This is a genomic window from uncultured Draconibacterium sp. (genome assembly GCF_913060805.1).
Classification (GTDB): Bacteria; Bacteroidota; Bacteroidia; order Bacteroidales; family Prolixibacteraceae; genus Draconibacterium.
In genome coordinates this window covers 62714-77426 of record NZ_CAJXTC010000027.1, presented here as the reverse complement: position 1 = coordinate 77426, position 14713 = coordinate 62714, and the positions used below count along the sequence as shown (strand labels likewise).

11 protein-coding genes are annotated in these 14713 nt (G+C 37.2%); 3 read left to right on the top strand and 8 right to left on the bottom strand.

Features of this window, described 5'->3' with window-relative positions; genetic code table 11:
* Positions 1–540 precede the first annotated feature (540 nt).
* The 7 genes from mnmA to QZ576_RS15835 form a co-directional block, all read right to left on the bottom strand.
* On the bottom strand, positions 541–1590 hold the full coding sequence (gene mnmA / locus QZ576_RS15865) for a tRNA 2-thiouridine(34) synthase MnmA (protein WP_297098771.1): 1050 nt from the start codon (positions 1588–1590) through the stop codon (positions 541–543).
* A gap of 83 nt (positions 1591–1673) precedes the next feature.
* A complete protein-coding gene (gene uvrC / locus QZ576_RS15860; protein ID WP_297098770.1) occupies positions 1674–3497 on the bottom strand; it encodes an excinuclease ABC subunit UvrC in 1824 nt (607 codons plus the stop codon).
* Positions 3498–4019, bottom strand: a complete 522-nt coding sequence (locus QZ576_RS15855; RefSeq protein WP_297098769.1) for an adenine phosphoribosyltransferase — start codon at positions 4017–4019, stop codon at positions 3498–3500.
* A 27-nt stretch (positions 4020–4046) separates the two neighbouring features.
* Positions 4047–5927, bottom strand: a complete 1881-nt coding sequence (gene mnmG, locus QZ576_RS15850; protein ID WP_297098768.1) for a tRNA uridine-5-carboxymethylaminomethyl(34) synthesis enzyme MnmG — start codon at positions 5925–5927, stop codon at positions 4047–4049.
* Positions 5924–6361, bottom strand: a complete 438-nt coding sequence (ybeY, locus tag QZ576_RS15845) for an rRNA maturation RNase YbeY (protein ID WP_297098767.1) — start codon at positions 6359–6361, stop codon at positions 5924–5926. The genes mnmG and ybeY overlap by 4 nt, the downstream gene beginning before the upstream one ends.
* Positions 6358–6768: an ATP-binding protein gene (locus QZ576_RS15840; protein WP_297098766.1), complete on the bottom strand. Its 411-nt coding sequence runs from the start codon at positions 6766–6768 to the stop codon at positions 6358–6360. The genes ybeY and QZ576_RS15840 overlap by 4 nt, the downstream gene beginning before the upstream one ends.
* Positions 6758–10045, bottom strand: coding sequence for a DUF4175 family protein (locus tag QZ576_RS15835; RefSeq protein ID WP_297098765.1), 3288 nt, complete (start codon positions 10043–10045; stop codon positions 6758–6760). Before QZ576_RS15835 ends, QZ576_RS15840 begins: the two co-directional genes overlap by 11 nt.
* Positions 10046–10482: 437 nt before the next feature.
* On the opposite strand from QZ576_RS15835, the gene QZ576_RS15830 reads away from it, so the two are divergent.
* Both QZ576_RS15830 and ruvB read left to right on the top strand, forming a co-directional pair.
* Positions 10483–10857 (top strand): response regulator, encoded by a 375-nt coding sequence (locus QZ576_RS15830; protein WP_297098764.1) that lies wholly within the window; start codon positions 10483–10485, stop codon positions 10855–10857.
* Positions 10858–10869: 12 nt separating this feature from the next.
* Positions 10870–11892 carry a Holliday junction branch migration DNA helicase RuvB gene (ruvB, locus tag QZ576_RS15825; RefSeq protein WP_297098763.1) on the top strand — a complete coding sequence of 341 codons (1023 nt, stop codon included), beginning with the start codon at positions 10870–10872 and terminating at the stop codon, positions 11890–11892.
* A 117-nt stretch (positions 11893–12009) separates the two neighbouring features.
* On the opposite strand, the gene QZ576_RS15820 is transcribed toward ruvB, so the two are convergent.
* Positions 12010–13083, bottom strand: a complete 1074-nt coding sequence (locus tag QZ576_RS15820) for a glutaminyl-peptide cyclotransferase (protein ID WP_297098762.1) — start codon at positions 13081–13083, stop codon at positions 12010–12012.
* Positions 13084–13186: 103 nt separating this feature from the next.
* Between QZ576_RS15820 and QZ576_RS15815 the strand changes: the two genes are divergently transcribed.
* The gene (locus QZ576_RS15815; RefSeq protein ID WP_297098761.1) at positions 13187–14671 is read left to right on the top strand and encodes a lipopolysaccharide biosynthesis protein; all 1485 of its coding nucleotides are present in this window, start codon (positions 13187–13189) and stop codon (positions 14669–14671) included.
* Positions 14672–14713: the final 42 nt, after the last annotated feature.

Genomic DNA, 14713 nt, shown 5'->3' with positions numbered 1-14713 from the left:
AGTCTTTTGTCTTACGTTCATAATTACATCTTTTCAGAGTTTAAGATTTATTTTTTTTATTAATCAATATTGCGAATAGTCATAATTCCATTACTCCTCATTTTCAGGTATGGAAACCGTGTACTTATTCTTCAAAATTAAGTCGATGTAGGTTTTGGGATTTTAGTTTTTGAATATTTGATTTCTATTTTTACACATATTTCGTCATTTCAGGGAATATAAAGACTCTTTTACACTTCAAACTGAATAACTGACTATTGCCAATCGATCCATTTGTTATAATCCACCTCCGGAAACGGGTGAATGGCCACTTTTTCGCTTTTTTGATTATTTAGTATTAAATAGAATTGACTATTTAGAACAACATAAGTTTAGTCGTATTGATATAAGATTTAAGATTTGCTCCTATATCAATTGTATCTTAATAAATCATATCGGAGAAAACTATTTTCTGAATCTTGAGGGTAGTTATTGCAGTTGTAAACAAAATTCTATTCTTTAAAGAATCTGTATACGATCGGATCTTTTAATAGATAATATCTATTCTGCTGATTTTATAAATCCACCACCGATCAATCTGTCGTTTTGATAAAATACTGCCGTTTGTCCGGGTGCAATCATGGCTTCAGGTTCTAATAATTCGACCTGAGCCACAGTATCGTTTAAAATATGCAAATTACAGGGGGTTTCCTGAAGCCTGTAACGCACCTTTACTATTAGCTCAATATTACTTTCAACTATCTCTTTATCAAGTATATAGTAATTTTCCAAATACAATTTAGATCGGTATAAATCGTCGTATTTTGCCAACACTATTTCGTTGTCATCTAGACGAAATTCGGCCACAAATAACGGAAAATTCAGATTCAGGCCCAATCCGCGACGTTGTCCGATGGTATAATTGAAAATTCCCTTATGCTCACCCAAAATGTTCCCATTTTGATCAACAAAATTTCCTGGTTGCGATTTTATGCCCCTTTGTTTTAGAAATTGTCGATAGTCATTTCCATCAATAAAACATATTCCAAGACTGTCTCTTTTTTCTGATAACGATAAAAATCCTTTTTTTCTGGCTATATTTCTAATGTCAGTTTTTTTAAAATTACCCAATGGAAAAATCAGTTTGTCGATAATCTCTCGTGGCAATCCCCACAGAAAAAAGGACTGATCCTTTTCCGGATCTTCTCCCTGAAAAAGATATTTCTTACCATTATAAATTCCGGTTTTGACATAATGACCCGTTGCAATTGAATCACAATCCATTGCATTCGCGTATTTATTAAGGTATTTAAATTTGAGGTTCGGATTGCAGTATGCACAAGGAAAAGGTGTGCGCCCTTTTACATATTCGTCGATGAAATAACGAACAACATACTCTTCAAACTCTTTGCGTAAATCAACGGTTCTATGTTGAATTTTCAGACGATTAGCTAAATCAGTTGCATCTCTTAAAAAGTGATGATTTTGTCCGTCGCTGCCGCTAAAAAGAAAGGTAACTCCAATAACCGTATAACCCTGCTCCTGCAATAACATTGCCGAAACCGAACTATCAATTCCTCCACTCATCCCCAGCAAAACGCGTTTATTCATATCGATGTGATTGTAAATTATTAATGGTGTTCGACAAACTCACTAATAAGTTTCAGTTTGACCAACTCTTATTCGGGCGTGTGTTATTCCTTTTCTTTTTGAAAATAATCGTAAACTACCCTTGCTTTTGCTTTCCCAATCGATGCTTCCAGGGCATCGAGTTTTTGTAGTTTTATCTGTTTTACCGACTTAAAATCCTTTAATAATTTTTCCGTCGTCTTCTCCCCTACTCCACTTATTTCTCCTAATTCGGATGTTATAAATGCTTTCGAACGCTTATCCCGGTGAAAAGTAATTCCGAAGCGATGCGCTTCATCGCGTAAATGCTGAATCACTTTTAAGGTTTCGGAGTTCTTATTAATATAAAGAGGAACTGAATCCCCGGGAAAATAGATTTCTTCCAGTCTTTTTGCGATACCAATAACCGTGATTTTACCACGTAATTCCAGTTTATCCATCGCTTTCATTGTAGCCGATAACTGGCCTTTTCCACCATCTACAACAATAAGGTTTGGCAACGGTTTATTTTCTTCTTTTAAGCGCTTATACCGGCGATAAACAACCTCCTCCATCGATGCAAAATCGTTTGGTCCTTCAACGGTTTTGATATTAAAATGCCGGTATTCTTTCTTGGCCGGTTTGGCATCTTTAAATACCACACACGCTGCAACAGGATTTGTTCCTTGCAGGTTACTGTTATCAAAACACTCAATTCGCTCCGGTAATTCCTTTAATTGCAGGTCCTTTTTAATGGTGTTTAAGATACGATCGGTTCTAATTTGAGGATTTTTAAGCACTGCCTGTTTATCCTTTTCAAGTCGGAAATACTTGGCATTTCGTTTCGAAAGATCCAATAATTGCTTCTTCTCCCCTCTTTGCGGAACACGGAAAGTGACATTTTCAACCACATTTTCGAGCTTAAAAGGCACCAGGATTTCGCGTGCATTACTAAAAATCTTCTGCCGTATTTCAATTATTCCGGCCAAAAGAAGCTCTTCTGTATTCTCATCCAAGCCCTTTTTAATCTCTAAAGTAAAGGTCTGAATTATGGCTCCTTTTATAATTTTCAAATAATTGATAAAGGCAAAGTTTTCATCCTCCTCTATCGAATAAACATCTACATCAGTAATAACAGGAGAAACAACCGTTGAACGGCTCTGGTAGCGTTTCAGCGAATCATAGTTTTCTTTAATAGCAGCGGCTTCTTCGAAATTCAAATTCTCCGCCATTTCAGCCATCATGCCTTCCAAATGCTTGATAACGCCGGAAATATTTCCCTTCAAAATGTCAGCGATATCTGCTATTCCCTGGTCGTATTTTTCTACAGGAACATGTCCTTCGCAAGGCCCTTTACAGTTACCAATATGATACTCCAGGCAAACCTTATATTTTCCCGAAGCGATATTTTCGGGAGACAAATTATAATTACAGGTGCGTAGTTTATATTCCGACTTGAATAATTCTAACAGTGTTCTTACTGTGTAAATTGAAGTATACGGACCAAAGTATTTGGAGCCATCGCGAACCAGATTACGCGTTTTAAATACGCGTGGAAAAGGCTCATTTTTTATACAGATCCACGGATAACTTTTATCGTCTTTTAAGCGAATATTATAACGCGGCTGATACTTTTTAATCAGGTTATTCTCCAACAATAAAGCATCCTGCTCGCTCTCTACCACCATGTGTTTTATATCGGCAATATTCCGCACAAGTAAAGCCGTTTTCCGGTGATCGTGATTCTTTATAAAATACGAAGAAACCCGCTTTCGCAGGTTCTTAGCTTTTCCGATATAGATTATTGTATTCGATTGATCCAAATACTGATAAATACCGGGCTTATTCGGCAACACCGATATAAGCGATTTTAAGTGATCAATATTTTTATTTACCGTCTTATATTTCAATTACTGATATTTTACCAATACTTGTGTTTCGTATTCTTTCAGTATCGATTTATTTGGTGTATCAATAAATTCCAAATCGCAAATAAAGCTGAAATAGATATTCTGAACACCACACTTTTTTGCCAGATTTAATGCTGCAACAGCAGTTCCTCCGGTTGCCAGCAGGTCGTCGTGAATCAAAACCACATCATGTTTCTCTAATGCATCGCTATGCATTTCCACACTATCCGTTCCATATTCCAGTTCGTACGATTCGCTCAAAACCGCACTTGGCAACTTTCCCTTTTTGCGGATAGGAACAAAACCTGCATCAAGCCTGTCAGCAATCGCGCCTCCAAAAACAAAACCCCTAGCTTCAAGACCAACAACTTTTGTAATGCCTTTCTCTTTAAAATTCTCCACGATTGTATTTGTCACAAATCGCACCGCTTCCTTATTTTTAAAAAGCGTTGTTACATCTTTAAAGCTTATCCCCTCTTTTGGATAATCAGGAATTTCGCGTATTTCTTTTTTTAAATCCATTTTTACAAAATTGTTCCACGTGAAACATTATCGTCCTAAAAGTACCAGTAAAACGTTTATATCGGATGGTGACACACCCGAGATTCGTTTCGCTTGCCCAATAGTTTTTGGGTTTATCTTTTCCAACTTTTGACGTGCCTCAGTGGATATCGATTTTAATTCGCTATAATTAAATTTATTTTCAATCTTTATATTCTCAAACTTATCTAATTTTTCAGCCAGTAATTTTTCGCGATTAATATAACCTTCATATTTAATCACAATTTCGGCTCCTTCGATAATTTCCATTTTTCTGTCCTCAGGAACACGTTCGAGAAACGTTTTAAACGGGGTAATGACTTCTATCAAATCAAATATCGAAATCTGAGGGCGTAAAATTAAGTCAAATAATTTAACCCCCTGCTTTAACTCCGATGTTCCTTTATCCGTAAGTAGCTGATTTACAAACCTTGGCTTAACAGAAAAATCTTTTGCGAAGTTGATAATTTCCTGAATTAAGCTTGTTTTTTCTTTCAGTAATTCAACTCGTTCTAGCGAAGCAAGGCCTAATTTGTGCGATTTTTCCGTTAAACGGATGTCTGCGTTATCTTGTCGTAACAAAATTCGGAATTCTGCACGACTGGTAAACATCCGGTATGGTTCATCAACTCCTTTTGTCACCAAATCATCTATAAGAACTCCAATGTAAGCTTCATTACGTTTCAAAATAAAAGTCTCATTGTTGCCGGCACTTTTTAAATGTGCATTTATTCCGGCAATGATACCCTGGGCACCTGCTTCTTCATAACCGGTTGTTCCGTTAATCTGTCCGGCAAAGAATAAATTGCCTACAATTTTTGTTTCGAGCGTGTGATTTAGTTGAGTAGGATCGAAATAATCATACTCAATGGCATAACCCGGTCGGAATATTTTTGCCTTCTCTAATCCTTCAATCTTATGTAAACCTTTTAACTGAACCTGCCACGGCAGTGAGGATGAAAATCCATTCAGATAATACTCTATGGTATTCTCCCCTTCCGGTTCCAAAAATAACTGATGTTTTTCCTTCTCTGCAAAAGTTACAAGTTTGGATTCAATACTTGGGCAATAACGTGGACCGGTACTTTGTATCGTACCATCGAACATTGGTGAATCCTCAAATCCTTGTTGAAGCTCAGCATGAACTTCTGAACTTGTATGCGTAATCCAGCACGAACGTTGTTTTAACTTCGTTTCAGTGCCAGGCAGATACGAGAATTTGTAATGTCCTGTATCACCCTTTTGCTCAGTCAGTTTCGAAAAATCGATTGTTCTGCCATCAATACGAACGGGCGTGCCGGTTTTCATTCTGCCGGTTTTAAAACCTGCTTCCAGTAACTGTTCTGAAATGTTATATGAAGCAGCCTCACCAATACGTCCGCCAGCAAGCTTTTCCTGCCCTATATGCATTAAACCGTTTAAAAAGGTACCATTTGTTAAAACGACGGTGTTCGACTCAAATTCGATACCTATTTTAGTTTTAACGCCTGCAACCTTTTTATCTTTTATAATCAATTGAACTACAGCGTCCTGCCATAAATCAAGATTATCCGTATTTTCAAGAATATTTCTCCATTCCTCAACAAAACGAAAACGGTCGTTTTGTGCACGCGGACTCCACATGGCAGGACCTTTCGATTTATTGAGCATTCTGAATTGAATGGTAGTTTTATCGGCCAGAATACCTGAATAACCACCCAACGCATCTATTTCGCGTACAATCTGACCTTTTGCAATTCCGCCCATGGCAGGATTACACGACATTTGACCGTACTTGGTCATGTCCATAGTGATCAGTAATGTTTTCGATCCAAGGTTTGCAGCTGCTGTTGCTGCTTCGCATCCGGCATGTCCTCCCCCAACAACAATTACATCATATTTCTCCATCATACCTTCAGTTCTTTAAAATCTATTTTTGCAAGATAAAACTCTTCCATTTTTGTCATCTCTTCTTGCTCTTCGTCTGTTTTATCTTTATATCCCACTAAATGCAGAACTCCATGTAATACAACACGATACAGTTCCTTTAGTTGCGATATTTTGTAATTTTCCGCGTTCTCATTTACGCGATCGAGACTAATAAATAAATCGCCCGAAATTACATTTTTCTCTACGTAATCAAAAGTTATTATATCTGTATAATAATCATGATCAAGATATTGTTTATTCATGTCGAGTAAAAACTCGTCGGAACAATACACAATTGTAAGTTCTCCAAGTTCATACTTTTCGTTGATAACGAGGTTTTCAATCTGATTTTTCAGAAAATCTTTATGGAACGATATCGGTTTGATATCTTCAAAATAAAATTCTATTGAGTTCATTCACAGACAATTTCGAAACTTAAGCTATTCCCCTTTTCGTTAAATTCAACATTTTTGGCAATGCTTTTAATAATATGTAAACCGCGGCCGGTTTCGTTTAACAGGTTATCCTTGTGCGTAGGATCGGGTACTTTTTCAATATCAAATCCCTCACCTTCATCGGTAACCCGAACTTGTATCAGGTGACTTTTACAATCTATATTAAGCTCTACCGTTTTTGTGTGGTCTTCTTTATTACCATGAACAATAGAGTTTGTGGTTGCTTCAGAAATACATAAAAACACCGGATTAAAACATTTATCCGGCATATTATGGAAATTAAAATGAGCTCTTACAAACTCTTCTACCCTTCTAATTTCCGCATTTACTGACTTTATTATTAATATGTTGGGTGGATTATTCTTCACTCTGGTTTTGAATTTTGTTTAGATAATCTTTATATTTTTTGTTGTAAAAATTACTTAATGTATTTGAATTACGGTTCAAATACTCGATGGTAAAATTCTCTTTTTCTTTATACTCAAAAAACTTAACAGGGTTACTGTAGAACTCATCCGCACTTTCCGATTCGCGTTTATCTTCGAATTCACGCTCAGTTTCAGCCTTTTCAGCTTCAAGTAAACGTGTGGTGATAAGGTTCTGACGCGCAATGGTTTCAGCGTTAATAGATTTATTCATCAACTCCCTTCGGTTTTCCTCCAACATCTGGTCGATTTTTTTGAAAGTTTCCTGTGCCTGACTTCCAACCTGACCGTTATTCATCAAATCGCGAAGCATTTGTTGCATCATTTCGTGTTGCATTAAACTCTGCCCCATTTGTTTGCTTAAACCTTGCGAATTGCCGTTTTTCATTTGATCAATCATCTTTTGTAACTGCTGTTTTATACTTTCCGATGACTCTTTCAGATTTTGCATACCCTGCCCCTGTCCATCCGGATTTTCGCATTGCTGGTCGCCCGGCTGAGAATTCGCCTGTTGTTTTTCCAGCTGTTCCAATGATTCATTTAATAAAAGTGCCAGGTTATTTGTTGCAGTAATCACAAATTGCTGGCTACTTCTGGCTTGTGGAAATAGAGCTTCTTCCAGCTGCTGACCAGATTTTGTAAGATTAATTTCCATATCCACCAACTCGTTATTGATCATACTCGAAATTTGTGGAGTACGTTTTGCCAGCGCGTACAACGAATCTCTTACAATTTTACTTTGGTCTTCAATGCGTTTTTGCTCTTTATTCAGCTCTGTTAATCGTGGATCTTTGGCGCTAATACCACCCAATCCTGTGAGCACATCTTCCTGATTAAATGATAGCAGAACCAGGTTATCCAATATCTGTCGGAGGTTTTGAATGTTCTCCTGATTTTGTTGCATGCTGTTCATGTCGAGCATTTGTTGCATAGCAAACGCCGCATTCTTCATTTGCTCCGATGTTTTCTGCATACTTTGGCTCGACTTTTTACGGTTCTTTTTCTCCAGGTTTTCCTTACTTTCTTCCGAGCTTTTTTGCATTTCCTTAAACTCCTCGTCAAAATCGTCAAAACCAATTGGTTTTTCCAATTCTTTATTCATCTCGAGCGCTTCATTTAAGCGTTTCTCCAAGTCTTTTAGGTTTTCCTGATGCTCGTTTACCTTTTCACTGGTTTCTTCAAAATTTTTCTCTTCACTTATCTCCTTAGCCATGTTCTCCTCTTCCATGGCCATTTCATTCATTTCGTCGGTAATTTGCTGCAACTTTTGTTCTACCTTGTACTTCTTCAGCATCTCCAGATTTCGATCCAGTTGTTTCTGCAGATCGTCCATGGTTACATTCATATCGCGCGAAAGCTCGTTTAACTTTTTGCTGTCGAATTCTTCGGCCAGCTTATTAAACTCCTCCATTAACTCCTTTAGCTCATCGGTAAAAACTTCATTTAGTAATTCCTCAATCTGCTTTTGTTTTTCAATAATCTCCTCCGAATTGTCGGTATATGAATTCAGGTAATTATTCAGATTCTTATTATCCTGTTTAATTTTATCGTAGAGTTTTTCCAACTGATTTTGTTTCTGCACAATATCATTTACCATCTGCGATTTTTCCCAGTCAGAAGTGTTCGTATCCATATTTTTAATCTGCAGATTTTGCAAATTCTTCTGGATCTCCTTCGATAACTGCTGGCTTTCAGCAATCATTTTCTCCAGGTTTTCAAACTGCTCCTTTTCGTTGGCTTCCAGCTCTTCTTTATCCGGAAATACAAAGGTATAACTGTCGGATGTGGTAGTTTTATAACCGTTTATTACATCATTATCCGATACGGAGAAGTAGTAAGAAATGGCTCCTTCGGATTCAACATCGTTAAAATCGTAACTGAAATAAAACTCCTGATCGGCCATATTTCTGGAAAATGGCAAAGCAATAGCCGTGTATTCGTTGGCAATATTGTAATGGAACTTCAACGACGAAAAACCATAATCATCGCCAATTACACCTTTAAAAAAGAAACGTGTTAAACGTGTTGAGTCTTCAATACGCATCACTTCAATGTCAGGGTAAATGTCAGGTATTACATCAATATAATACGACAGCGCCAATTCTTCATCAGTAACTTTATTTCGGATATAAACATTGTATTTACTTGATTTATAAACCGTTTTTTCTACTTCAAAACTTCCTTCGTTTTCGGTTGCTTTAACCCGAATGGAGTCGTTAAACATCAACGCCAGCGAGTCTACATCAATTCCGGTGAACTGCCATTTTAAAATTGTTCCACATGGAACCTGCACATCTCCGATGTTCTCAAGCAACTGCGATTCGCTTAATGTATAGCTTGGCGGATTTAGATTTACCGTAAACGAATTAATACCCGGTTTAGGTAGCAACTGCAGCGTATAACTATCTGATTTATAATTTAAATCGGTAAAATAAAACGCAACAGGATTAATTACCGAAGCCATCTCAAACTCGTAATTACCGGTTGCGGTTGTTTTCATCAGGTAATTATTACCTTCTATATTTATATATACGATTTGCGGAATTTCATCGCCTTCAGCAATTACTTTTACCGTATACGGATCTCCCTTTTTAGCTTTCAAACTCTTGTTGGTTAACTCAAAAGAAAATGGAGCCGGTTTTACAAACTCCTGGTTGTAATGTACCAGCCGGTTTGTTGATTCGGTAAATATGCTTTTATTCGATAATAATATTCCCGAAGCAATTAAAACACTTACTATCAGATAAATAGAAACTACTTTAATATTTTTATACTCAATAGCTTCGTTAAAATCGAAAACTTTTAACTCATCGATTTTCTGATCGATACTGGCAATTAACAGATCATTGGAATACTGATTGTCGTGTAAATCTGATAATTCAATGATATTCAGTAATTTATCTTTTATCTCACCAAAATGTTTCTGAATCAGTTGAGTCGACGATTTCAGATCGATAGGTTTTAATATATGTAGTAAGCGAAATAATGGGACAAGAATAAACTGTGTTGTTAGCAAACCGGCAAAAATGAGGTAGCCATAAAAGATGACCTTGCGTGTTAGCGATGAAAGGTAAATATAGTATTCAACTACCGAAAATACTGTGTATAAGGTAATTAACAATACAAAAACCAAAGCCGCCCCTCTTACCAACTTATACAAGCCGTATTTAAACCTAAACGCGTTTAGTTTATTAACAAGTATGTTGAAATTTTCTGTCATTCTGCTTAAAGTTCTTATTTTTCAAACGTTTATTTTTCTCAGCAATTGTTAATAATTGTGGATAAACATGTCAAAAAAACAAAAGTAATCTTTTATACTAATTTTTGCATTCTTCAATTTTTTCATCATATAATTTCACATTTCAAACACCGCCGTTAATCTTACGTTTTTTTGATGCCTGTTTATTCACAGGAAATACACCTGTTAAAAACGTCAGTTCTCTTTCCACTTTTACTATTAACAGTTGTTAAAAAGAAAAGTTATATAGTTACCAAAGAACAAATTAACCTGTGAAATAGTTGTTGAAAACAGGAGAACAAACCTGTTTACAGTTTCTGCATAATTGGTAAAAAATAGTAATTAACAGTTACCAACAGGATATAATAACTAGTATTAATTTTTAAATTTGTTTAATTATTAATAATAATAAAAGAAGATTGGACATACTACTTGTAGAAGACAACCTATTAAATCAAAAGGTGGTTATATTTAATTTGAAGAAATATAACTACAACGTTACTGCAGTTACCAACGGACCCGACGCAATTGAGCAGGTAAAGCAACACGCCTACGATCTGGTGTTAATGGATATTATGCTTCCCGAAATGGATGGCTACGAAATTACCGCGGCCATTCGCGAATACGAAACCGCAAACGCCATTGAAAACCCTGTTCCCATTATTGCTATAACGGCTAACACGCTCGACAATGATCGTGAGCGCTGTTTTAACGTAGGAATGAACGAGTATTTATCAAAACCCTTTACAGCTGCCCAGCTTATTGAAAAAATACGCATCTTTATTCCCGAATAAGAGTTAGTGCTGATGGATGACGGATTAGATATTAGAGGAAATTCATATACGGATACCGAAAGAGAGCTTGACAAACGTTTACGCCCTTTACAATTCGATGATTTTAGCGGACAAAAACAAATTGTTGAAAACCTCGAGATTTTTGTAAAGGCAGCGCTTTTGCGTGGCGAAGCTTTGGATCATGTTTTATTACACGGACCTCCGGGACTGGGTAAAACAACCTTGTCGAATATTATTGCCAACGAATTGGGAGTTGGAATCAAAATCACCTCGGGACCGGTATTGGATAAACCAGGCGATTTAGCCGGTTTACTGACCAACCTCGAAGAAAACGATGTGTTGTTCATCGACGAAATTCATCGCCTCTCCCCAATTGTTGAGGAATATTTGTATTCGGCTATGGAAGATTTCCGTATCGATATCATGATCGACAAAGGTCCGAGTGCACGTTCGGTACAAATCGAGCTGAATTCGTTTACGCTGATTGGAGCCACTACCCGATCGGGATTATTAACGTCGCCATTGCGGGCACGTTTTGGTATTAATTCGCACCTGGAGTATTATGACGGCGATATTTTAACGCAAATCGTTAAAAGGTCCGCTGGTATACTAAACATAGAGATAAGCGACGAGGCGGCCCATGAGATAGCTTTCCGGAGCCGTGGCACTCCGCGAATAGTAAATTCATTGCTGCGTAGGGTTCGCGATTTTGCCCAGGTAAAAGGAGACGGAACGATTGATATGGATATTACGCGTCATGCGTTGTCGGCTTTAAATATCGATAAATATGGTCTGGACGAAATGGATAACCGTATTTTAAAAGCTATTATCGATAAATTTAAAGGCGGACCGGTGGGAATTACAACCATTGCAACGGCTGTTGGCGAAGATGCCGGAACCATCGAAGAGGTTTATGAACCGTTCTTAATTAAGGAAGGTTTTATTAAAAGAACACCACGCGGAAGAGAAGTTACCGATTTGGCTTACAAACATTTAGGCCGCGTTAGATACGGCGACTCCCCTAGCCTGTTTTAAGAATGGAATGATGAATTTCGATTAACGATTTTTGATTTATGATCGGAAAAGAAGTATTCAGTTTCAATTGAAGGATACTTCTAAAATCTACATTCGTTAATCATCATTCGAAATTCTTTATTGTTCAATGAATTTAACTTCAAATAACATTGGCCACAGTTTTCCGGTAACAAACATGCGGTCGTTTTCGCCATCGTAGGCAATTCCGTTTAACACATCAATCCGGTCGCTTGCCTGATGATACATATCGATTAAACCTTCCATGTTTATTTCTTCAACAACTTTACCGGTGTTGGCATCAATTTTAACGATGAAGTTGGTGGTATAAATGTTGGCATAAATAATTCCGTCGATGTATTCCAGTTCGTTGAGAACATTCATATTTGCACGGTTATTGGCTACCTGTACTGTTTTTACAATCGAAAAATCATCCGGATTCAACCAGGTTAAAACGTTGGTTCCGTCACTCATAATAAGGTTGGTACCATCGTTAGTCAATCCCCATCCCTGTTCCGATTTGTAGGTAAAACTATCGATTACAGCAAAGGTTTCCAGGTCGTAAACAAAACCTTTTTTAGCGTGATAAGTCAACTGGTAAATTTTACCGTTTAACAGGGTAATTCCTTCACCAAAATACTTGTCATCCATGTCGATCGACTGAAGTGGTTTTCCGCTTTTAATGTCAACTTTCATCAGTTTTGAATGGCCGGTTTCACCGGTTCCTTCGTACAAATAACCGTTGTAATATTCCAGTCCCTGGGTGTACGAAGTTTTCAGGTGCGGATATTTTTCAATTACCTGGTAAGTGAGTTGTTTTGGTGCTATATCCGAGATTACATTAATCGTTTTTGTGCGGCTGTTTTTTAATCCGTCGGTTTTTTCAGCGTCTACTTTAAAACTGGTGTTTCCAACCTGATCCAGTTCCACATCGGCAATTTCAAAATTAAGATCAGTGCTTTCTTTTAATAAGTCGCCTTCGTAATAAACTTTCACTGATTTTAGCTCGCCGTCGCGCAGTTTGGTTTTAATCTCTAAAGTAATTTTATCGCCGGAAGTATATAGTTGTTTGCCCGGTTTTATACTAATGCTACTTACCGGTTTTCGTGGGCGTTTATTCGATTTATTTGAACACGAAAAAAAGCTCACTAGCAAACAAAATATCAGTACTATCGGGAAGAGGTTTCGTTTCATTACTTTGTAATTTTTGACTTCAAAGATAAAACATATTGTAAAAGATTCTTTTGTAGAAAAGCATCAAAGCAAATGATTTTATCTTTGCCTAAAAATTCAACAATTGAATCCTTTTAAGAAACTAGCAAGCGATACGGCTATTTATGGGGTAAGCAGCATTGTGGGCCGCTTTTTAAACTGGTGGCTTGTCCCCTATTATTCGTTTATGTTTTTGCCCGGCGAATACGGCGTGGTGACCAATATGTACGCTTATGTGGCTTTTTTACTAGTGTTGCTTACTTACGGAATGGAAACCTCATATTTCCGTTTTGCCTCAAAAAGCGACGATCCCGAAAAAGTGTATTCCACATCGATGGTATCCTTGTTTTTTACCACTTTTTCGTTTGTGTTGCTGGCGGCAGCTTTCCGAAACGAAATAGCCGCCTGGATTCAATATCCCGATCACCCGGAGTATATTTTGTGGTTTGCGATAATATTGGGTGTCGATGCGTTTACAGCCATTCCTTTTGCGCGGCTCCGATTAAATAACCGGCCCATAAAATTTGCCTTTATTAAACTGGTAAATATTGGTTTTAACATTGGTTTTAACCTGTTCTTTATTTCTTTGTGCCCAAAGATTTTAGCTAATAATCCCGACTCAATAATTTCAACAATTTATTCAGCCGATATCGGTGTTGGATATGTGTTTATTTCCAATTTACTGGCTTCGCTGATAACCCTGGTTTTACTGCTCCCCGAAATCTTTAGAATTTCATTTCAGTTTGATAAGAAGCTGCTGAAACAAATGTTGAGTTATGGTTTTCCAATTCTGATAGTTGGATTAACAGGAATGGTGAATCAGAATATAGACAAAGTGCTGATTCCGTTTTTGGTGCCAGAGAATCAGGATCCGATGTTTCAGCTTGGTATTTACGGTGCCAACTACAAACTGGCGGTGCTGATGAATATGTTTATTCAGGCGTTCCGTTATGCTTTCGAACCCTTCTTTTTTGCCCGCGAAGGATCAAAAGACGACCCAAAAATATATGCCGTTGTAATGAAATACTTTGTCATTTTCGGGCTGGTTATTTTCATAGGAATGGTGTTATTTATTGATGTTATAAAAGTGATTGTCGACACCGAATATCATGAGGGATTAAAAGTGGTTCCCATTGTGTTAATGGCCAATCTTTTTTACGGAATGTATTTCACGCTGTCGCTGTGGTATAAACTTACCGACAAAACGCGCTACGGCGCTTATATGGCTTTAATCGGTGCCACAATCACCTTGGTTTTAAACCTTGCGCTGATTCCGGTTATAGGTTATATGGGATCGGCAATTGCAGTGTTTGTCTGCTTTTTGGTTATGCTGGTCATCTCCTATTTTCTTGGGCAAAAACATTTTCCGGTGCCTTACGATCTCAAACGAATTGGCAGTTATTTTCTGGCCGCCATGGTTATTGTGGGCATCGCTCAATTTACGCTCGATTTACAGGTAATACTTAAATATTCAATCAATTTAGTTTTAGCACTGGCCTTTATTGTACTTGTTTTTAAATGGGAAATAAACGAGTTGAAGCGATTTATTCCCTTTATAAATAAGTTGTAAAAAGTTGAATATTAATTTATTACTGATAGTAAATTCTACTAT